Source organism: Candidatus Babeliales bacterium (assembly GCA_035944115.1).
GTDB lineage: Bacteria > Babelota > Babeliae > Babelales > Vermiphilaceae > DASZBJ01.
Window position 1 is genome coordinate 175603 of the sequence record DASZBJ010000012.1, and the last position, 22592, is coordinate 198194.

The 22592-nt window shown below is 39.7% G+C and carries 21 protein-coding genes; 16 read left to right on the top strand and 5 right to left on the bottom strand.

Features of this window, described 5'->3' with window-relative positions:
• The first annotated feature begins 137 nt into the window (after nt 1–137).
• Nucleotides 138–1184, top strand: a complete 1047-nt coding sequence (locus VGT41_01555; protein HEV2600961.1) for a glucokinase — start codon at nt 138–140, stop codon at nt 1182–1184.
• Here VGT41_01555 and VGT41_01560 read toward each other — a convergent pair.
• On the bottom strand, nt 1169–2143 hold the full coding sequence (locus VGT41_01560) for a hypothetical protein (protein ID HEV2600962.1): 975 nt from the start codon (nt 2141–2143) through the stop codon (nt 1169–1171). The two genes, VGT41_01555 and VGT41_01560, sit on opposite strands and share 16 nt — an antisense overlap.
• Before the next feature lie 99 nt (nt 2144–2242).
• Here VGT41_01560 and VGT41_01565 point away from each other — a divergent pair, with 99 nt between their 5' ends.
• The 9 genes from VGT41_01565 to VGT41_01605 all read left to right on the top strand — a co-directional run bounded on the left by VGT41_01565 (nt 2243) and on the right by VGT41_01605 (nt 10002).
• Nucleotides 2243–3454 carry a type II secretion system F family protein gene (locus tag VGT41_01565; protein HEV2600963.1) on the top strand — a complete coding sequence of 404 codons (1212 nt, stop codon included), beginning with the start codon at nt 2243–2245 and terminating at the stop codon, nt 3452–3454.
• Between the two features lie 26 nt (nt 3455–3480).
• Nucleotides 3481–3900 (top strand): type II secretion system major pseudopilin GspG, encoded by a 420-nt coding sequence (gspG, locus tag VGT41_01570; GenBank protein ID HEV2600964.1) that lies wholly within the window; start codon nt 3481–3483, stop codon nt 3898–3900.
• Entirely contained in the window at nt 3887–4441 is a 555-nt protein-coding gene (locus VGT41_01575) for a hypothetical protein (GenBank protein HEV2600965.1), read from the top strand. Before gspG ends, VGT41_01575 begins: the two co-directional genes overlap by 14 nt.
• A complete protein-coding gene (locus tag VGT41_01580; GenBank protein ID HEV2600966.1) occupies nt 4422–4841 on the top strand; it encodes a prepilin-type N-terminal cleavage/methylation domain-containing protein in 420 nt (139 codons plus the stop codon). The genes VGT41_01575 and VGT41_01580 overlap by 20 nt, the downstream gene beginning before the upstream one ends.
• Nucleotides 4838–5764 (top strand): prepilin-type N-terminal cleavage/methylation domain-containing protein, encoded by a 927-nt coding sequence (locus VGT41_01585; GenBank protein HEV2600967.1) that lies wholly within the window; start codon nt 4838–4840, stop codon nt 5762–5764. The genes VGT41_01580 and VGT41_01585 overlap by 4 nt, the downstream gene beginning before the upstream one ends.
• On the top strand, nt 5761–6798 hold the full coding sequence (locus tag VGT41_01590; protein HEV2600968.1) for a hypothetical protein: 1038 nt from the start codon (nt 5761–5763) through the stop codon (nt 6796–6798). Before VGT41_01585 ends, VGT41_01590 begins: the two co-directional genes overlap by 4 nt.
• A gap of 24 nt (nt 6799–6822) precedes the next feature.
• On the top strand, nt 6823–8448 hold the full coding sequence (locus VGT41_01595; GenBank protein HEV2600969.1) for an MlaD family protein: 1626 nt from the start codon (nt 6823–6825) through the stop codon (nt 8446–8448).
• 504 nt (nt 8449–8952) lie between these two features.
• Complete coding sequence (locus VGT41_01600) at nt 8953–9546, top strand: nitroreductase family protein (protein ID HEV2600970.1); 594 nt, start codon at nt 8953–8955, stop codon at nt 9544–9546.
• Between the two features lie 6 nt (nt 9547–9552).
• On the top strand, nt 9553–10002 hold the full coding sequence (locus tag VGT41_01605; GenBank protein ID HEV2600971.1) for a hypothetical protein: 450 nt from the start codon (nt 9553–9555) through the stop codon (nt 10000–10002).
• Nucleotides 10003–10070: 68 nt separating this feature from the next.
• On the opposite strand, the gene gpmI is transcribed toward VGT41_01605, so the two are convergent.
• Complete coding sequence (gene gpmI / locus VGT41_01610) at nt 10071–11597, bottom strand: 2,3-bisphosphoglycerate-independent phosphoglycerate mutase (protein HEV2600972.1); 1527 nt, start codon at nt 11595–11597, stop codon at nt 10071–10073.
• A 232-nt stretch (nt 11598–11829) separates the two neighbouring features.
• Here gpmI and VGT41_01615 point away from each other — a divergent pair, with 232 nt between their 5' ends.
• The 4 genes from VGT41_01615 to VGT41_01630 all read left to right on the top strand — a co-directional run bounded on the left by VGT41_01615 (nt 11830) and on the right by VGT41_01630 (nt 16210).
• Complete coding sequence (locus VGT41_01615) at nt 11830–13587, top strand: hypothetical protein (GenBank protein ID HEV2600973.1); 1758 nt, start codon at nt 11830–11832, stop codon at nt 13585–13587.
• 180 nt (nt 13588–13767) lie between these two features.
• Nucleotides 13768–14373: a hypothetical protein gene (locus VGT41_01620; protein ID HEV2600974.1), complete on the top strand. Its 606-nt coding sequence runs from the start codon at nt 13768–13770 to the stop codon at nt 14371–14373.
• Nucleotides 14374–14399: 26 nt separating this feature from the next.
• Nucleotides 14400–15152 (top strand): RsmE family RNA methyltransferase, encoded by a 753-nt coding sequence (locus VGT41_01625; GenBank protein ID HEV2600975.1) that lies wholly within the window; start codon nt 14400–14402, stop codon nt 15150–15152.
• A 71-nt stretch (nt 15153–15223) separates the two neighbouring features.
• Nucleotides 15224–16210 carry an ankyrin repeat domain-containing protein gene (locus VGT41_01630; GenBank protein HEV2600976.1) on the top strand — a complete coding sequence of 329 codons (987 nt, stop codon included), beginning with the start codon at nt 15224–15226 and terminating at the stop codon, nt 16208–16210.
• A gap of 11 nt (nt 16211–16221) precedes the next feature.
• On the opposite strand, the gene tsaB is transcribed toward VGT41_01630, so the two are convergent.
• On the bottom strand, nt 16222–16881 hold the full coding sequence (tsaB, locus tag VGT41_01635; protein ID HEV2600977.1) for a tRNA (adenosine(37)-N6)-threonylcarbamoyltransferase complex dimerization subunit type 1 TsaB: 660 nt from the start codon (nt 16879–16881) through the stop codon (nt 16222–16224).
• Between the two features lie 307 nt (nt 16882–17188).
• On the bottom strand, nt 17189–17641 hold the full coding sequence (ruvX, locus tag VGT41_01640; GenBank protein ID HEV2600978.1) for a Holliday junction resolvase RuvX: 453 nt from the start codon (nt 17639–17641) through the stop codon (nt 17189–17191).
• Nucleotides 17642–17766: 125 nt separating this feature from the next.
• Between ruvX and VGT41_01645 the strand changes: the two genes are divergently transcribed.
• Nucleotides 17767–19101 (top strand): amino acid carrier protein, encoded by a 1335-nt coding sequence (locus VGT41_01645; GenBank protein HEV2600979.1) that lies wholly within the window; start codon nt 17767–17769, stop codon nt 19099–19101.
• Nucleotides 19101–20543 carry a UDP-N-acetylmuramoyl-L-alanyl-D-glutamate--2,6-diaminopimelate ligase gene (locus VGT41_01650; GenBank protein ID HEV2600980.1) on the top strand — a complete coding sequence of 481 codons (1443 nt, stop codon included), beginning with the start codon at nt 19101–19103 and terminating at the stop codon, nt 20541–20543. The genes VGT41_01645 and VGT41_01650 overlap by 1 nt, the downstream gene beginning before the upstream one ends.
• Before the next feature lie 29 nt (nt 20544–20572).
• Here the strand turns inward: VGT41_01650 and VGT41_01655 are convergent, their stop codons facing one another.
• Nucleotides 20573–22330: a PQQ-binding-like beta-propeller repeat protein gene (locus tag VGT41_01655; protein HEV2600981.1), complete on the bottom strand. Its 1758-nt coding sequence runs from the start codon at nt 22328–22330 to the stop codon at nt 20573–20575.
• Nucleotides 22331–22592: the final 262 nt, after the last annotated feature.

A 22592-nucleotide genomic window follows, 5' to 3' on the forward strand; every position in this document is an offset into this window, starting at 1 on the left:
TCCAAATTACAAGGATGTTTTTTAAAAATCAATAGAAATTGCTGGGGCTTTCTTGATCTTGTTTCCGGCCTTGGTACAGTAATCAATATCCATTGCCCATAAAAAAACAGTCGCCAGGCGACTATGGAGAGAAAATTATGTATCTATTTCGTGAACAAAAATATGGTCTAGAAATCCCTCGCAACAGCACATGCATTCTCGGCGCTGACATCGGTGGCACCAACTGCAACTTTGGATTTTTTGTTGTGCGTGACAAAAAGCCTATTTTACTCTTTTCTCGTCACACGAAAAGTAAACTCATTGGTACATTTGTAGGCGTACTGCAACAACTGCTTGCTGAAGTGAAGCACGAATATCAAATCACCGTATCGCATGTCTGTTTTGCTGTGGCAGGTATAGTATCGGGTGACTATTGCAAACCAACCAATTTACCATTCGCTATAGATCTTAAAGAAATTCGTACACAAACAACTATACCGCATCTGTATCTCACCAACGATTTTACTGTAATTTGGCATGGCATTGATTGCATCAAGCCCACCGATCTTATTACCATCAAACAAGGAGTTCCATCAGATAAAGCCAACAAAGTGATTATCGGCGCAGGAACAGGGCTCGGTAAAGCAATTTTAGGTTGGGATGACTGCACTAATAATTACATGCCCATCGCCTCTGAAGGAGGACATGCCGATTTTGCAATCAATAACCAGCTTGAATTTGATCTGTGTACATTTATAAAACAACACAAAACTAATGGACATCCCGTTTCTTGGGAAGACGTACTTTCTGGCGATGGAATACAGCGAATATACGCTTTTTTCAGAGCAAGAAATAACCATCTTCCAGCAGCAGAAGAATTAGTAAAAAACGGATTACATCCTGATGAGATATTTCAAAATAAAGATAAGGATGAACATAGCAAACAAACCTGCAATCTATATGCCTATTTTTATGCTCGATTTGCTAAAAACAGCGTTCTTGATGCCCTTGCTCTTGGCGGTGTGTATATTGCTGGAGGCATTGCTGCAAGAAATGTACCGCTCTTTCTGCAAGATTACTTCCTGCACGAATTTCTAAACTGTGAAAAACAGCAAGCCGTACTTCATCAAACACCAATCTATCTGATTGCAGATTATAACATTTCTCTCTTTGGTGCTGCGCGTTATATTCAACTAATGATCTGAGGGTATCCTTCCTTATGATACAGTTGTTGCGCACGGTGTTCACTTGCAAAAATAGTTGCAAGCAGCCGATCTTTTTTTGGTGTGATTAATGTATCTTGTTCTTCAAGTTTTAATAACAATTCATTGTTCATTACAAGGTCTTGCTTAATATCCACATAAAATGAATGTGGTAAATTGGTTGCTGCAATATCCACAAACAAGCAATATCGCTCAACAAGCGTAATATACAAATCATTTAAATCATCAAAATCATGAATGATTTTATGATCCATAAGCACTGACAATTGTTCTGCTATCATTTTTACTGATCGCCATGTATCAATTCCATCTTCCGGGTTCCAAATCAATTTATTCAGTGCAACCTCCAAAAAAACAAGCGTTGTTTTTCTGAGGTCTGCTATCACACCTTCTTGCTCATGTGCATGAATCCCTAACGTACTAAAAATATCTTGCGAAAGATCATTAAAAAAAAGTGATGGATTAGCTTTAAAAAAAGAATATTTATGCAAAAATGAATTGTATAAAAGTGTATTTACATTCTCTTGTAATGTATGTAGCTCCGGTCGCTGAGCAACAACAAAATAAGATTGCATCAAATCTGGTAACTGTTTTAATGCATGGCAAAACACCGATGCATTAATATAGGTTGATGATTTTAATTTATTAGCAAATAAACGCATCACATGTTGTACATATGAATGTGGTTGATGTAGCTGCTTTCCATACTGTAAAAACTGGATAACATGATCAAGATCATTGGGAAGCACCTCATCCGCATACTCTTTTTGATTGTACACATCACAGACAAACTGATTAAATCCAGTGGCCGAAAGATCAATAGGTGCTAACAGTTTTTGATATTGATTTGCAAACTCATCATGCACCGGCGCAACTGCACACTCACATTTTGTTGTTATTACCATTGCATATACTAAAAAAGTGAGTAGTTTTGTTTTCATCAATGCACTCCTTGTGCTACATTAGATTCTGACATTGAAATTATCTCTATTGAAACAAAAGTTTAGCATGAAACTCTTTTATTATTCAAGGATATCAGGGTGGCATTATATTTTTATCAAGCTTACTCCAAAGAGGGTAAAACCGTAAACGGACAAATCGACGCGTCTTCACTGCAGCAAGTCAAAGAACAGCTCAGTCGACAAGGACTGTTTCCTATCTCTATCTCGTCGCAAGCTCAAGGAGGAGTGTATGCAAGCATACAACGACTGTTTGCAAGAAAAGTATCAACAAAAGAAATCATCCTATTTTCAAAACAGTTAGCGGTGATGCTCCGCTCGGGAGTACCATTGCTACAAGCGCTTGAACTACTCACTGACCATTTTACTGGTACCTTGCAAACAACGATTATCAAAGTAAAAGATGAAATCAAAGAAGGAAGCTCGCTTGCTGATGCACTCAAAAAATATCCACAAACATTTGATAGCACCTACGTACAACTCGTGCGTGCTGGAGAGGCCAGTGGTAAACTAGAAAAAATTTTAGAGCGTCTAACCGAATTACTTGAACGTCGTGCAGTAATCAGCGGCAAAATTAAAGAAGCGCTTTTGATGCCAGCGATTCAACTTTTTGTAGCAACAGCTGTTGTTATCTTTTTAATGGTAAAAGTGGTGCCAACACTTGGCTCAACCTTTGAATCACAAGGCAAAGAGCTGCCTGGCCCAACACAATTTTTAATGGCAATATCTAACTTTATAGTCAATTATTACCTATTTTTAATCATCTTTATAATTCTTACAATCGTTGGTTTTATTTATTGGCGATCAACCCCATCAGGTAAAAAAACAATTGATACCATAATCTTGCGCATCCCTTATATTCGTTATTTTGCACGAACATCCGCAGTGGTACAATTTAGCCAAACGCTCGGTATGTTACTTGAAAGTGGTGTTAATTTAGCAGAATCTCTTGATATCGTTTGCCATATTATCAACAATCGTGTGCTCGCTGATGCACTCAATGAAGCGCGCGACAAAATCATAAAGCAGGGTAAAATAGCACAATATTTAAAACAGACTAAAATGTTTCCTCCAATCGCAATTTATCTAATACAGACGGGAGAGCAAACCGGTAAGCTTGACGCGATGTTACTGACCGTTGCAAGTAATTATGAAAAAGAGCTGGCTACAGAAATAGATAAAATGACCACATTTTTTAATGTTGGTTTAATGTTTGGTATGGCTATAGTTGTAGGATTTATTGTAATCTCAATAGCGCTACCATTAGTAAGTATTGGTGAAATTACAGAATAATAACAATTCATATGAAAGGATTTTAAATGAATACACAGGCACGTGCGGGATTTGGTTTAATGGAAATTTTAATTGTGATCGCAATTATGGGACTTATTGCCGCAATAGCTTTACCGAGACTCACCGGAAGTCTTGAAAAAGCACGAACAGACACCACAAGAGCATCATTAAAAAGCATACAAACTGCACTGCAAACGGTAAACCTGCATACCAGTCAATACCCAGAACAACTCAAAGATTTAATATCACAGAAAGCACCAACTGAAGAGATGGCCCAAAATTGGAGCGGTCCATATCTGGATAAAGTAGCGCTTAATGATGCATGGGGCCGTAAATTCATCTATAAACTAACACCTGGTGAGTCAGAGCATCCATATGAGCTGTATTCAGAGGGACCAAAAGGTAAGGGCGCACCAAAGGAGGAGCGAATTAGTGCCTGGAGGTAATAAAAACGGTTTTGGTTTACTACAGATTCTTATAACGGTGGCGATTGCTGGGTTACTAACAAGCGTCGCCGTTCCACTGTTGTCGCGACGATCACCAGCAGATGTGCGTAAACAACTGGCTGCACAACTGAATACATTTACACAACACGCCTGGTATCGAGCAATAACAACAGGGAAAACACATCAGGTTCTTTTTGATTTGGCCAAAAATCGTATTGAGATTCTGACTGAAACGGACAAAGTAAATGATGCGGGTGATTTTATATTTGCACCTATCAAACAATCTTATTTACCAAACTCATTTACCTGGCCATCTACCTATCAGATTAAGCAATTTATTATTGAAGGAGTTGATATGTTAGAAAACTTCGGTAAAACCAACCAATTATGGTTCTTTATTGTCCCGCAAGGACTCGCTCAAGCCGTGATTATTAACATGGTTGACGCCAATGATCTTGTAGGAAAAAAACCACGACAAATCGGTCTTGTTTTAAACCCTTTTTCAGCACAGTTTAAAATATATGATTCATTTCAAAAATAGTTCAGAAAATCATACCGGCTTTACGCTGATCGAAGTGCTTATTGCGCTCGCCATCATGATGATTGTTATGATTCCTGTTTTTATGGCACAAAACAGAATGACAAACACCATTGCTCAATATACATGGCTTTTACAACGCACCCTCATTGCAGACGATTTTTTATACAAATCAAAACGCGCCATTGCACCAGATACGCAGCAAACTGCTGCGGAAAATATGATCTCTAACCCTCCAACAAAAATGCTCTTTAGCATCAACAAAGTTCCTGGAGATTCTATACTTAAAAATTTCAATGATATATACATAGAAAAAGTAAACTTTGAATGGTCAGAAAGCGGCCGCTTACGACATACAGCATTAGGCGGATATGTATATAAACCAAAGAGAAAAAGTTCATGAAACAGGGATTTAATTTAATCGAACTTCTGATTGCCATGGCCATCGGATCAATGCTTGCTATTATCATCACGCAATCATATAGCACCATGAACCAATCGGTACAAATAATAGATAATATTATTGATTTCGATGCAAGAATTGGGATCGTGACTGCACAAATAAAACAGGATATTTCCGGAGCCTGCATACCGCCTCGCGTTCAACAGGAACGTATGAAAAAAATGGAACAAAAAAAACCTGACCAAAAAGAGAATTCAATTAAACCACTTTCGCACATTTTTTATGCAACAGAAAATAATAAACAATTTCAGCTGCTCACCTGCATAACCAATAACCCACTGCAACTGTATTGGAGCTCTTCAATTGGCTCTGCAAAACCGCGCCTTGTACGAGTAGTTTACCGCCTAAAACCTGAACCCCTGAATCGCGTAAAACCATCATTTATTCTCGTTCGACAAGAAGCCACCACTTTAGATTTTGATCTATTTGCCGAAGGTAATGAACAAAAAATTAGGGAATATGAGCTGATTAATAATATTAAAGAAATGTCATGCGAATATCTCACTGCTGTTCAAAAAGAAGAACCAAAACAAGATATACAAAAAAAAGATGCTGCCCCTACTGCGCCACAAACCTCTCAACCGATTGAATATAAATCCTCTTTTTCTTGGAACCAAGAAGAACAGTGGCAAAAAGATACAGGAAATGAGCAACTATTGCTGATCCCTAATATTATTGTTGTCGCCATCACTCTTTGGGATAATCAGCAAAAATCAACCAAATCATATCAATTCCCTATTACCATTATTCCTGATGTGCAACAACTTCCTGCCGTGCAAAAAAATAAAAATGAAAAACCGGCCTCTACTCCAGGAGGAACACCACCTCCAAACAACAATTCTAGCAGAGGAGAAAACAAATGAGACTAACTACTAAATCTTCTGGTTTCATTTTAATTTTCACCTTATCCATCATCACTATCTCAATTTTATTAATTACGTATGTTTCTCAGAGAAGCAGCAGCCATATCTCATTTGCACAACTGTGCATAAACAGAGAACGGGCTTCTACACTCGCATTATCAGGAGTACAACTGGCAATGAGCCAGATCGCCGTTGCTGCACAGGGGACTGAGAAAGCAGCTCCTACAGAAGTTGATCATGCAAAAGAACTGCTCATAACGCTATTTGGATCTTATGGGGAATGGCAAACATTTAAATTGCATGAAAAACAGGATGGCTTTGATGGAGAAATTGGATTTTGCATCACCAGCGAATCCGGCAAAATTGACATTAATGCAATCTATGATTTTGATAAAAAAAAGTTTAAAGGAGAAGGACAACCACAGGGTGATTATAAAAAATATATACAAATGTTGTTCAATATCATACAACCAAAGATTAAAGGCGCACAATTATTTGAAGCGTTTGAAAAATTTTTAAAAGAAAGGCAGTATGAAGTTCAAGACGTTACCGAATTATTGACCTTAAAAGAGTTTGCACCATTCAAACAACATCTGTTTTATAAACCAACAGAGCAGCCTCTCTTTTTGACTGACATTTTTACTGTATGGACAAAAAAAATGACCCTCGACCCATGGCTTCTTTCTCGGTCACTGCGTACAGTATTTAACTTTCAAAATGTATGGGCTCCCGAATGGAAAGAGCGAGAGAATATGAAGGAAAAATTGAAGCAATTTACCGTAAAAACAGATTGGACTGCTAAAACATGGAATAGCATGATGACCCAATTTACCAACATACCTTTTGAAAATTTACCAAAAGAGATGGGAAATATTTGGGATGATACATTTAACCCAGAAATATTCTCCGTGATATCATATGCGAAAATTGGTACAATGACGCAACATGTATTGGCAATTGTACAAAGAAATACATCATTAGGAAAAAATGATGTATCATTTGAAGTTACGATAAAAAAATTATATTGGCTTTGATTGCACAAAGAGGCTACCTTGCGAATGAAACCTGAAACTACCGTTGGCATACTTGTCATAGTCGGTGTTGCTATATTTTTTTATATGGGGTTTAAAATAGACGCATTCCGCTTTGACACTTCCAAATACAACTCTTACATGGTCTATTTTAAAGATGTAGCTGGACTCACCCGTAAAGCAGAAGTAAAAGTTGCCGGCGTAAAAGTTGGTTGGGTTGACACTATTACTCTCGTTAATGACCACAACATGACTGTACACGCACAAGTCAAAGTTCTTAATGAATACAGTTTACACAGCGACGCATATGCGGTAGTTCGTCAAGATGGATTGCTTGGTCCTAAATATTTAGAAATAATTACCGGTGATCCAACATTGCCAATCATTCCTAACGAGGGAGTGCTACAAGAACCAAGTATAGAGCCCGCTTCTATTGATGAACTCTTACTCTCTCTTAAGAAAATAGCCTCTAACGTAGAATCAATCACTGATTCATTCCAAGCCGCAATTGGTGGAGTACAAGGTGAAGAACAACTGAAATCCATCTTTAATAATTTGCATGAAACGACCAACAATCTTACCTCTTTCTCTAATAGTCTCGAACGATCTTTTGCACGTAATGAAGATCATCTAGACTCACTACTACAAATCGGAACGCAGGTACGACGAGTTGCAGATCGACTCGATGATCATGTGCTCCCTTCATTTCAAGATAGTGTAGAAAAAATAGCCACTGTCGTTGATCGTGATTTTGATCGTGTTGCAACACAACTGACTTCTACAGCGCAAGCACTTGAAGATGTTTCAATCCAAGCACGTGATGGCTTTTCAAGCATCACTTCAATTGCAGACAAAATCGACAATGGTACCGGACTTATTGGTAAACTTATTAACGAAGATGAAACATACCGCGATATGAAAGTTGCGGTACAGGGTCTTAAAAATTACTTTGCAAAAATCGATATGCTTGAGATCGTCTTTGATGTGCACGGCGAGACCATGCAACGTCCTGCAGATGGTTGGAAATATGAAGATTCAAAACTATTTTTTGATATGAGAATCCATCCAAACCGAGATCATTTTTACATCCTCCAAATTGCTGGTTCAGAGCGAGGTTATAGAGAAGAAGTACTCAATCTACGGGACTACAGCACTAAAAATGATGAGATGGTAGATACGGAAAGCTTGACGCTCAGTGACCGATCACGACTCCAATTTACCTTCGATCGCAAAGATACGTACTGGCGAAGAAATCAAATCCGTGTGGGTATACAGTTTGGTAAAATATTTAGAGATCTCGCATTTAGATTTGGTTTAATTGAAGGATTTGGTGGTGTGGGTGTCGACTACGACATTCCGTTTGATAACGACAAATTCCGTTGGGTAACATCATTGGAAATTTTTGACATCACCGGCTGGAACCATCGTAGTAAGCGATACTCAAATGTAGAAATTGATGACCGCCGTCCACATCTGAAATGGATCAACAAGATGTACATCCTCAAAAATCTGTATGTGGTATTTGGTGCTGACGACTTTGTTAGTAAAAATAATGCTAATGCGTTCTTTGGAGCTGGTATTAGATTTGGTGATGATGATGTTAAATACCTTCTTCCTTCACTTGGTGGTGCGCGCGGATTTGCAAAAGGCTAATTAAAGTATAAAAAGGCGATCATATGTATGTTGGATTAATTATTACAATCACATCGCTGGTGTACATAATAGTAAATGCAAGCATATGCAGCATTATATTTTCTAAAATAACGAACCTCACCCGCAAACGATCTTTTTTTGGACACTTTTTGTGGTTCAGCATCTTAAGCACAATGATAATTTTCTTTCTCCAATCAATATATGTAAGCCATTTTTGTCGAATTCAAAATTTCGTAAAACATACATTTAATCTAATCCCACCCGACTGGCAGACACTGCACATGTGCCCATTCATAACACACGAGTCCCCTGAAATGATTTCTATGTTCTATTGTGCATCCATTGTATTACAATACCTCATAGTACAGGGCTACTACATTACGCCCGCAATCGCCACAATTGGGATGCTCATGCTGAGTAATTTCATTGCGTGTCTGATGAAATACGGGTTATTGATTATTTTCCAAAATAACGGTACGTACTAGAAAAAAATAAGGAAAAATAATGAAAGCAAAAATAGCACATACCAATCGTACTACACAATATCCAATTAATGAGCTCATTCTTAATCGATGGTCACCACGCGCAATGTCAGGGACAATGATTTCGCAAGAACAACTATTTTCATTATTTGAAGCTGCTCGATGGGCACCATCATCATACAATAATCAGCCATGGAAATTTATATATGCACAACGTACAGACCCAGAATGGAATGATTTTTTAGATTTATTAGTCCCTTTCAATAAAGAATGGGCGCAGCACGCAGCAGTGCTTATAATAATAGCTTCTGATACCCTTTTTGCGTATAACAAAAAACCATCGCGTACTCATGCATTTGACACTGGCGCTGCATGGCAAAATATGGCGCTACAAGCATCAAGCATGGGACTTGTTGCACATGGCATGGAAGGATTTAATTACACAAAAGCTGCTGCACTTGCACAACTACCAGACTCCTTTCAAGTACATGCAATGTGTGCGATCGGAGCGCCTGGTGACACAGCAACACTTTCAGAAGAAATGCGCAAACAAGAAACTCCATCCAACAGAAATAGCATTGAATCATTTGCGTTTAAAGGTAATTTTAAAGGATAAATGAACATGAATACATTGATAGAAATAGGTAGCTTCTTCTTATCAGAATGGCTTTGGGGGATTACCTGGGGAATATATGCAATACCGATCGCGATGATCAATATGTTTATACTCATGCGATTCTACACACGCGCATCATTTGGCACCACACTGCTTGTTGCATTATCTGGCCCCCTAATAGCTTTTTTAGTTTTTAATATTGTGACCCTTACCGTTTTAATATATGGTTTAGGATTTGAGTATGCACAAACTGATCAAAAAAGCTGTGAACATATTTTTTTAATATATCTATGGCTTGGTCTTATTTATGGATCATTACAATCAATATATCTTAAGATTCTGAGCATCTATTACCCCCAAATTAGCAATGTGCAAAGACTGTATATCTTAAGTTATATTGCGCATATAATAGCCGCATGGATGTCATACTTGCTCCTTCCTTTTTGTAATCTTTGAAAATCTTTTAATATAACGTAAGCTCGATCTAACCTGTCTATAAAGAACTTATCCGACAATTCCTACCCTTATACCTTCTCCCCAGACATCTCACGAGGAACAGCAATGCCCATATTTTTTAAAATAAATGGTGCAATATCTGCAAGTCCTTTTAAAGATTGCAGATCTACCGCTTTACTACGCTCTCTGCTCATCATAATAAATGGAACAGGATTATTCGTATGTGCTGTTCTGGGTACATTGCCCGCTCCACTTGCCATTTCTTCAGCTTTCCCATGATCGGCAGTGATATATAATACTCCATCCATCTTTTCCACAATGAGCGCAAATAATTGTTCTAATTGCTCATCTAAACATTCAACCGCTTGCACTGTTGCATCAAAATCTCCAGAATGCCCTACCATGTCAGTATTTGCATAGTTAATAAGGTAAAAGTCACAAGGATTATCTTCCAACGAATCACACACTGCTTTTGTTATTTCCACAGCTGACATGCAAGGATGCTGTGCATAACTATCCACAATTAACGACGGAATCATTTTCACTGTCTCACCCGAAATGCCATACTCTTTTTTGCCGGTGAAAAAATAGGTCACATGCGCATACTTTTCTGTCTCAGCTATAGAAAAAATAGTTTTATGATGCGCCGCTAGTACATCTTTTAATGTGTTACGCGGCGCTTGCTGCTCAAATAAGACCGTAGTTTTTAACGTGGGATCGTATTGAATCGGCGTAATAAAACAGGAAAGGGTAATTCCTTTGGTCTTGAATTTTTTAAACTCCGGATCAACAAAAGCTGCGGTCAACTGGCGAGCGCGATCCTCTCTGAAATTGATAAAAATTATACCATCGCCATCTTGCACGGTACTTGTGGGATCAAGTTGCACTGGCTCGATAAATTCATCAGTAACTCCATTATCGTATCTGTCTTGGATTACCTCATCCCATGATTGAGCTACCGACGGTTGCCCATCAACCAGAACGCGATAACTTTTTTCGGTCCTGTCCCAATTGTTATTGCGATCCATGGCATAAAATCTTCCATGCAGAGATGCAATAGATCCATACTCAAAGGTCATTAATGCCTGGTCCAGTTGCTCAAGATACTGAACTGCGGATTTAGGGGGAGCATCTCGTCCATCCAGAAAGGCATGAATAAATACTCGTGCTATTTTTTGCTGATATGCAACACCAAGAATGGCATATAACAACTCCAAATCACTGTGCACTCCTGCGTCGGATAGCAACCCCATAATGTGCAACGAACCTCCGCAATCATGGATTTTCTTTACATTCGCAAGCAATGTTTTATTGCTGAAAAATGACTTATTAGTAATCGCATTATGAATCATGGTAACTGGCTGCACCAATACTCGTCCCGTTCCAATTGTTATGTGTCCCACCTCTGAATTGCTCATGTATCCATTAGGAAGTCCAACCGCAGCTCCTGCAGCGTTAAGCAGGGTATGAGGATACTCAGAAAACCATGCATCAAGATTCGGTGTTTTCGCATGATGTATCGCATTATGATCTTTCTTGTCGCTATACCCAAAACCATCTAAAATAACCAACGCCGTGGGAATCGACCGCTTCATACACATCTCCTTCATTATAATGACCTACTCGTAAAGATTTACTCGCCACACTATCATAAGCTCTATTTTTTCAAAATGATCATGCTAAGTCATTTCGGAATAACTTGATAAATGACGAGGCAGCAACACCAATAAAACATCAGATATTGATTTTAAGGTTTTGGTTTTTATATAATAATCTTCAAATAGAATCGTGGATTCGATAGTACAAAGAAATAAAAAAAGGAAAAAAATGAAAGCGATAATCAAATCCCTCATTCTTGGTCTTCTTATGACCTCGTGCATGATGCACCCTGCAGCTGCACCGGGAGATGAAGAAGAACAAAAATATACACACCAAGCTGCGGAACGATCACTCGTCGATCTGAATGATCCTGCTGCCGTGCGAGCCCACCGTGAACGTGAAGAAGTGCTTGCACAGTTCCGCAGAGAAGAAGAAATCCGCTTGCGTAAAGAACGTGCCGCTGCTGATCGTGCAGCGCAAGAAGAAGCTGATCGAGCAAAGCGTGCGGGGAGACGTGCTCCGCAAGAAGCTGCGGCCCAGACAACGCCACCTGCCGGTCGAGCACAAGAAGATGAAAAAGAACAAGAAGAGAGAAAAAACTTCTCATACAGCGATGAGCAAATAGTTGATTTGCTCGGGCGGCTTCCTACTGCAGTTGGCAAACATTTAGAACAATTCGCGCCACAGACATTTGCTGATCCTCAGGCAAAAATTCAATCACTAGCACTCGATTCTGGAGAATTAACGCAACGCACGGCCATTAGTCCTAATAACCAATTTATTGTTACCGGATCTCAGGATGGCACTGCCCGCATCTGGAATGCAAGAGTCGGAGAACGGATCCGTACGCTCCACGGTCATAGCGAGTTTATAGCGTCAATAGCCATTAGCTCTAATAGCCAGTTTATTGTTACTGGATCTCACGATGCCACTGCTCGCATCTGGGATGCAAAAACCGGAGCACTTCTTCATGTTCTTGAAGGTCATACAAGTAACGTAATGACTGTAGCAATCAGCCCTGATCGTCAATTTATTGTTACTGGATCCGTCGATACCACGGCACGAATCTGGAATGCAAATACAGGCGCGCTCTTGCATGTCTTGCAAGGCCATACAGATGCGGTAATGTCGATAGCAATCAGTTCTAATAATCAGTTCATCGTTAGCGGATCGTTAGACGGATCTCTAAAAATCTGGGATGCTTCAACAGGTGAACTCTCGCAAACTATCGGTAACAAAAAGCAAAACATAGGCTGTTTCGCCCTTAGTTCTAACAATCAATTCATTGTTACTGGATCTGGTGATATTGCAGAAATTTGGAATCCCCATACGGGACAACTCCTTGGTACTCTTGCTGCCCCTACACAAAACAGGATCTTCTCTGTCGCCGTTAGCCCTGACAACCAATTTATTGTTACTGGATCTGGTGATGGCACTGGACGCATTTGGAATGCGATAACCGGACAACTGCTTCATGGTTTGACCGGCCACACAGAGCTGATCGATCGTATCTCAATGAGTTCCAACAACCTGTTCATTGTTACTGGATCTCGTGACAGTATAGCACTAATTTGGAATCTCCACACCGGGGAGTGCGTTCACACACTTACCGGCCATGTAGGTAGAGTAAGCTCAATAGCCATTAGCTCAAATAGTCAATTCATTGTTACCAACTCAGTCAACAACATTGCGCGTATCTGGAGAGTAAAGCCTCTGCCACGCATTATGCAACACGCACAACGAGAAATCGTTATCAAACCAATTGCTGATGCAATGAATCTGCTTACCCAAGCATACACTATGTCTCACTTCCCCCGAGAACGCAGAAAGGCAATGGAATATCTCATTGAAGAAAAACTTAAAAAGTTAAATCCTATGGATAGAAATTTCCAAACACGTGTGAACCAAATCACTCAACAAATTAAAAATGAGTTTGAAAAAGGTGAACAGGAGCATGTACAGAAAAGCGGTCTAGCTGATAAATAAAGAAAGATCTCATTAAGAAAAAAACCGCACGGGTAATGATGGAAGTTCCGCCTACCTATGGTACGCAGCAATGACTGATATTACCTGTGCGAATTTGTCTTTCTAGTACGCATGGTATACCATTATATAAGCAGTTACTGTAAAAAATCCCTGCTTATATAGCAACTAAAAGGATACCAAATGATTCGTAAAGCCGCTTTTGCTCTACTCTGCTTACTATCGATGCATATTCATAGTGCTGACAATATTGCATCTGACAACCAACCAATCAATTCTTCAGAAGAAATCAAATATCCCCACATAGAACAATTAATACTTGCATCATTAGATAAGGATATGTCTTTTGACCTAGCCGAGTTAGACGAGGAAAAAATCATACAAGCTATCGAACAAGATCTTGAGCTATACAAAAAAACTCACCCCGAAGATCCTGAAGGATTAGGATTTTTTATTAACTTGGGTGAGGTAGAACTCGTTGAGCATATCAATACAACAGCAATAGAAAAAGATCATGGACAATTTCCTATTGAAGAAGAACTTTTTAATCAAAACTCATTTTCAGAATTAGGATTTGATGCAGATATCGAAGATCTTGATACAGTCCTTAAAAATGGAAATTTCGAACCGCAACCACCTTCAAAGCTTATCTGTTTTTTATCCAAAGGATATCCACTATTTGCGTGTGTTATGCGATTCAAAAATAGCTTTGTAACAACATGCAAAACGATCAAACAACAAATCGCTGCACAAATCACAATGCTTGCTAGAAAAATATCCCGCTCGTAGCAACATAATCACAAAAGATCAAATCTATGAATATTGATTCTGCTCACCAATTTGCATGCTATCATGCTTCGCTATCTTCTATCCTATCGCGTAAGATAATAGGACAAACTATACAATTAGAAGACCCTACCCTTGCACATAGAATCTATACTATCTTACGTATGGAAGCAGGTGACGCCATTACGCTTTTTGATTGCACGCATCACATTGTACTTGAACTGCACAAACAACCTAATAAAAAATCAATTGCAGGCATTGTTAGACAACAGGAACGAAATGTCCCGTTATCACCCGAAATCTTAATACTATTACCGGTTTTAAAACGAGACGCATTGCAAGACGCACTCTATACTTGTGTTGAACTTGGCGCAACTACCATTCAACTAGTGCTCACCACCAAAACGCATGCAATACGGTATGATGCCACCATGGCTCAGCGACTACAAGCAATTGCCGTATCAGCCGCAGAACAATCAAAACAATTTATCATACCAACTATTTTATCGCCAATTCCTTTATCACAAGCAATTGAACAACTGCCTGCGCACACAAACACGCTCTGCTTTCACCCCAATGGACAATCTATTACATCGATATTTACCAACCTTAATAGATCAAACCCCATCACAATTACCTTCGGTCCTGAAGGTGATTTTACAGAAACAGAAACAGTAATGCTGCAAAATAGCAGCTTCCAATTCTACCGACTCACCCCAACTGTTTTGCGCTCACAACAAGCTCTGACGGTAGCTCTTGGCATTGTTCGATCGATAGTATAGATTTCATTATTTTTTTTATAGTATCCTGCATGCAACAATATGCTCGTATCATAAAAAGGAGTGAATTCCCCATGAAACAACTACTTGTTATGTTTCTGTTTTTATTACTTAGCACGCCATACCTTACCAATGCATCATCCACCACGCCATCAGCTGCTACACAGAAATCTGTACAAACAACTACACTACCACAAAATACCCCCTCACCATCAACGACTATCCTCGCTACACCATCAATACCTTCTGATCTGTTACCAGAATCGGTGAATCCCATTGCAACACTTTCTGATGATGAAGTAGTAAACTTCCTGACCCCTTTACTAAGCGCACAAAGTGAAGATAACATTGTCGATACTTTAGTGAATATTCCCATACAACGCGCATCCGCCATTGTAGAAAAAATTATTGCAACCGATTTCCCTCGCAATTTAATCATTCAAGTAATATTCGGCGTTGCAACTCATTATATGAATAACCCAACTGCACAAAAACAACTTTTTGTACTACTCGAAACAAAAAAATTGATCCCAGGGGCTCCACCATTATTTATAGCAGCACAAAGTAGTTACCCACAAATTATCCCCCCATTTCTTGCATGGGCAGGGAATAAGAAAAAACAGATCGTTAATCAAGCTTTGCGATATGCAGTTGCACAGAATGGTACAAAAGAACTCACTGTTCTTAAAACATTAATAACGCCCGAACAAGCGAGTGAACTATTATGGTATGCCGTTGATTTTAACGGTAAGTCATCAGTGCTACAGATTTTGATAGACCGCAATGCGAACATCGAACAAACACAACAAGGAAAAACATTATTACTACTCGCAGTTGAACGCCTCAACCCAAGAATAATCTCTCTGCTCATCAAAGCGGCCGATACACGCAAAATCAATCGTAAAAAGTATATAAACAAATTTATAGATCCAAATATAGGAACCCCCTTGCAATTAGCCATCCGTATGCAAAATGATCCAAAATTTGCGCCAAATATAAAAAATGAGGCAGCTCAAATAGAACTACTTTTAATAAAATACGGCGCGAGTGAAAATGTGTAAAAAACGTGAGGTCACACAACCGGCATAAATTGCTTTAAATACAACGGAACAAGTTGATAGAGGCCCTCTCCATGCTGCTGCCAGATCTGCAACCCTGATTTGGCAATTTGCTGTACTGAAACAGCAAGCGGCATCTCATCAGGAAAATAAGCGCTCTCTCCAAAAATCTGCTGAATTTTATCCTTATAGAGCACTGCGCCTTGTCCTAAAAAACGTATGTGATAACCGTACAGCTTCATGTGCAGGACAGCAAGCAAGCGATCGATATTCATACAACCAACATCTTCCTGCACCGCATAGTACACGTCAAAACTGAATGCATTAAGCAACACAACCGTACTTTGTTCGTATTCGCTATCCGCATGTTCCTCTAAAAACGCATCCAACCCAGAGACACCGATCAAGGGAATCTTTGTTGCAAAGCCAATGCCATTCACCGTTGTGATAACCGTACGCAACGTACTAAATGGACCAGGTCCCTCGTTTGCTGTAATAAAAGAAAGATCCGATAACTGTAATGATGCCTCTCGTAATAATACATCAATCTGCGGTATCAAATCTCTACTAGCGTCAAACTTAGAAATAGTTGCAACGGAAATAACTGCATACTCTTTACAAAGCGCTATATCAACTGCTTCATAGGTGTGGGTAATTGCTAAAAAATATGTCATGAATTTTTAACTGCGATTCTTACATTTAGATTGTTGATAAAATACACTAAACGCATCAAACTCTATGCTCTTTTCCTTCTTCAATATGATTTTACCACAATTTAAACATTTCCACCCATCAAAGTTTAAAAAATGATCAAAAAATGATTGTAGAACCATCAGTCCTCCACACTTTTTACACTTCATTGCACCTGCTCCTTTTTTAGATATCAGGTGTCGTTCGAAAGAGATTGGTCGTTTGATATGTACAGTGATATCCGAACGCGCCTTTTATATTGATAAAAGATATTTACCGCAACCTTTTCTGTTAAGCTAATGTATCTTCTCCCTCATTGTCAAGATTGTCATCAGAACCGTTTTTTAAAAATTGCAAATGATCCAGATACGAGGAAAGAATGTACGCAGCTGCAATTGAATGACTCTGTCTTTTTTCTTCTTTTGAACGAGCTGGCTTTAACTCTTCTGCCAACTGACTCGTGTAGCTTTCATCCCAAAAAAGCCATTCAACTTGTGCAAAGAGAGATTCGAGTTCCTGTTTTTTTTCTTCTACTTTTATTGTCTGGGCAGTTTTTGTACCACGCATTGTTGTTGGATGCCCCACCACAACTGCCTTAATCGGCTCTTTCTGTAAAACCGTTGTTAAAAATAACACTAAATCTTTTGTTTCTACTGTTTGATATGGTCGTGCAAACATACCAAGCGCATCAGAAATAGCCGTTCCCGTCCATACATCACCAATATCAAGAGCTAAATTTTTCATACCTTTTTAATACCATCCAGACAGAGTGTACATAATTACCAAAGCCAGTATAATAAAAATACATAAATAGCACATCAACGGAACATAATCAATGCAATAATAACCGATCAATAAAAGGATTTCTTATGAACATGCACGAGATAATGGAGTTTCTGGGAATATATTTCTTAGGTTGGCCTCTCATCATCACCTGTCTTATTGTTGGGTTGGTTTGTACAATTGCTTTTAATTTCATTCAAATTCGTTATTTCTGTTCAATGTGGAGATCTATTTTAAGGCCTGCCGAAAAACTACAGGCCGGCGCAGATGTAACCCCTCTACAAGCATTTATTAACACCATGAGCGCCAACATCGGTAATGGTAGTCTTGCTGGTATGGCAGCTGCAATTGCCACCGGAGGTCCAGGTGCCGTATTTTGGGTTGCAGCTATTGGTGTTTTATTAATGTCAGTACGATTTGCCGAAGTATACTTAAGTATTTACTATGGCAAACAAAGCACCACCAGCTCGGGACTTGGCGGCCCTATGCTTTACCTGCAATACGTTCCTGGTGGATCAGTGCTGCCAACTATTTACGCAGCAGTGATGCTTGTAATGAGCTTGATTGTTGGTAATGCAATGCAAGTAAATACCATTGGACTGAGTTTAAACACCACGTGGGATATTCCTACTTGGATTACTGCAATAGTTTCTTCTGTGCTTATTTTTTACATTGTTACTGGCGGCGCACAACGTATATCAGCAGCATCTGAAAAAATTGTTCCCTTAAAAGTAATCATTTTTTTCAGCACAAGTTTAACAATCTTAGCATATCACTGGAATCAAATTGGATCGGCACTGCAACTCATATGGCATAGCGCCTTTCATGAAACAGCTGCCGTTGGTGCAGTGTTAGGGTTTAGCGTGCAACAAGCAATGCGTTTTGGTACCGCAACGTCAATCTTTGCTACAGAATCGGGTCTTGGATCAGCGGCAATTTTTTTTGGATTCACTAAAAGCAAAACCCCAATGCAAGACAGTATCCTTTCTATGCTTAACGCATTTATCACCACAATCGTCTGTGTTATAATTGGTCTCTGTATTATTGTCAGTGGCACGTGGACAACCGGACTTACGAGTTCACAACTCACTATTGCAACCTACCAAACAACATTTGGATCACTCGGCGGCTTGATTGTAACGTTCTTATCGATTGCGTTTGGAATTGGTGTTATTGTTTCCTTTGCGTATATCGTCAAAGAAACATGGGCCTTTTTAACCGGCGGCCGCTTTTCACTGTTTATTAACATTGTATATTGCCTCGTTGCCTTTGCGGGTACGTTAGCAAGCGTAAAAACGATCTTCAGTCTGGTAGAAATATTTAATGGTGCTGTGCTATTTATTAACCTGTATGGAATACTATGCCTTGTTCCTGTGGTTGCCAGAGAAGTATCCAAATTTAGAGCCGAGAAACATAACTAATGTGTAAGCATCATTCAATAGCGCATCTTCCTACACACTATCCTGTTACGTGTCACACTGATTATGTCGATGCTGGTTCCACGTTTGTTGCTATTGCCGGAGCAAACCACAATGGTCTTGCATTCGTTCCTTTAGCAATAGAAAAGGGCGCAACCAAAATAGTGGTACAAAAAAGTGTAATAATCCCTGATACACTCCGTGCGCTACTAAATCAAAAACAGATTGCTCTTGAGTATGTTGATGATACACGCAAAGCACTTGCGCAGTTAAGCGCTGAAGCTGCAGAATACCCAGCAGAAAAATTAAAAATAATTGGTATAACCGGAACGAAAGGGAAAACCACCACAACGTTCTTGTTATACCATATTTTACAAACTGCTGGATATAAAACAGCAATGCTCAGCACTGTGCAGAATGAGATTGATGGCGGTATATTGCCTGCTCAGCTGACCACACCACAACCTGATTATTTGCATCAATTTCTGAAAGTTTGCGTAGAAGAAGAAGTCGAATACGTTGTGATGGAAGTCGCAGCACAAGCAACCAGTTTATATCGCACCCACGGCATTCAATTTGATGCCGCAATTTTTACTAATCTCTCACAAGAACATGGTGAGTTTTACCCATCTATGGAAGATTATTTTGCTGCAAAATGCGCACTATTTGATCAGTTAAAACTGCATGGTACCATGCTCATCAACAGCGATGATACCTGGGGAAAAAAATTACTTGCACAACACCCAACAGCACAAACATTTGGACTAGAAACAGCTGCGAAATTTACTGCAGAACTTTCTGATGCATCACGCGCGTTTATTACTGCAGCAATCAAATGGGGTAAAAATTCTTTACCAATCACTTGTCCAACATTAATCGGAAACTACAATCTTTTAAATATTCTTGCTGCTGCCGGATGTGCTTTACAACTTGGCGTTAACTCACGAAAAATTGCCCGTGCGCTCGAAACATTCGAATCGATCCCCGGGCGACTGGAACGATATTTTTTAAACAATGGCGCTACCTGTATCATCGACTATGCGCACAACCCCTCTTCTTACACTGCACTCTTTTCCACATTACGCCCACTGACAAATCATTTAATTCTTGTTTTTGGTTGTGGCGGCCAACGAGATGCGGCGCGTAGACCAATCATGGGAGCAATTGCAGCAGAGTATGCTGACGTTATTATTTTAACATCCGACAATCCTCGTACAGAAAATCCTGCAGATATTATCGCAGATATCATGGCAGGGATCCCTGAACATAACCGGGCTAACGTGCGTCAAATACTCGATAGGCGCGCTGCTATTGAACACGCCTATGAACTTTCAGGACAAGGATCTATTTTTGTACTGCTTGGCAAAGGCCCTGATGAATATCAGATTATTGGTGATACCAAAACATATTTTAGCGAAGTTGCAATTTTAAATACCTTAGAATGAGATTCGCCTTACATCTACGCTTTCCAGGACTACGACGCGACACACTCCACATCAGGAAGTTTGTTCCCTGCCTCCCCCTTTTGAAATAATTGATCAACATCTCGCACAGCATCATTCACTATAGAAGTAAAATTATCTTGCGATTGATCTTGTTGCAAAAATGTGTTGACTCGTTGATTAATCTCTTTTCTAAGCTTGTCGGGAAAATTTTTCGTTTTATTTGCTCGTGCCTGTATTGAGAGTAGATAGTCAACAGCCTCTTGCATTCCTTGCGTAAATGCTTTATTTATACGATCTTTAATTTTTCCAAGATATGCTTCAAAATCTGGTCGTGATACATCTGCACGTTTTAAAAGTGCAACACCTTTATTAATCACTTGCAATCTATTTGTTGGAAACTTGCATACCATTTTTGCTTGATTACGTAAACTTGTGGCTTCATTAAGAACATATGCCCTACGTCCATATGTTAGGATCAGACGTGATTGTAATCGCCAAATGCGTATACCATCTGCGTATGCGGCAGCAATAAAACTACTGTCGCCGCTAATGGCAATGTCATCTGCTGCTGACGCACTCTCTCTAGGATCTTTCAATGTATGGGTAAGTTCTTCAGTTATAAGATTCCAAACATGTAAACTTCCGTCCTGTGTTGTTGTAACAATAAAACTCCCGTCTGGTGCAATAGCAATCTTGGTGCCGTGGGAGTCAACAGTGATAAAATCAAGCGGCTTGTTCCCATGAGCATCGGCAATATACAGTTTTTTATATTTTGCACTAACGATTAACGTACCATCAGCACTCATCGCTATACTATCTACATTTCTATTTTGACCAATATCAAAGGTAGCTTGAGGTTCTCCAGTATCGGCATTCCAAACAACAACGCCATGATCAGCATCTAATACCGTAGCAACAGCTTTACCATCTGCTGAAAGCGCTCGATGAACACAAGCTCTGTAATTTTTAATCTTTTTTGAAGTCCTGGTAAGAGCATCCCAAATAATCATCTGAGTCGCAGTGCCGGCAACAATTCTCCGGCCATCGCCACTAATAGCTTCAAGATCTTCCCTTATGCCACTATCAAATGTGCGTATTAATTTTTCAGTCACTGCATCCCAAATGGATACCTTTCCATACCGAGTAAGACCAGCAATAGTTTTACCGTCACTACTTACTGCTACATGGCTGATATACTTACTTCCCTCAATCGTTGTTGATAATATCCCCGCGTCTTTATCAAGAAAACTTGGTTCTTTATTTGAAAGAAAGGGACCCATATACTGAGTTGCCACTGTAGTCGGAACCCCACCAACCAATCTCAACATACCTTCATCATCATATTCTATCAGGCCTCGACGCCGCGCTCGTGCTGCTGCATCTTCGCTCTCCCAGCCCTCAAAATCTTCTCTATGCTGTCGCCATGCTTTCGAATGGACTTTTTTTTCACCTTCTTCTTTTTCTTCTTCTGGTGATCTAACTAATCTTTTGGGCTCGAGTGATTCTGCCAGCACCTGCTGCAACCCTTCATCATCTGCATCATCAAGGCCTTGCACTTCTTGCGCTGCTACCCGCTGTGCCGCTGCTACTGCCCGCGCACCACCTTCTCTTTTTAATCTATCTGCTTCTGCTTGCTGAAACTCTCGCAACTTTAGCTGCCTTGCCACCTCTGCACGTGCAGCTGCATCTTCTTCTAGCACCTCTTGGGGATGTGCTGGATATAGAACATGCGGAACACACGCCGCACTCATCACTGCTACCGATAATAAGATTTTTAATACCTTCATACAATCTCCTTTTTATTACGTCGCGCCCATACTGGGCCCATAACTTCTGGATTAAGACACTACGTTCATAATGACAACGGACTGTTTAAAAGCCACCCATGCCACCAAGGCCTGGTGCTAAAAGATTTTGCCGCCTGATTTCTTGCAGACCTTGCTCATATAATCGTTCAACTTCAGCCAATATTTCAAACATAACTTCCGCAGCATTAGATTGCATTCGAAATTCAGCAACTCGCTCAAACAAAGGCGCTATTTGCTGATT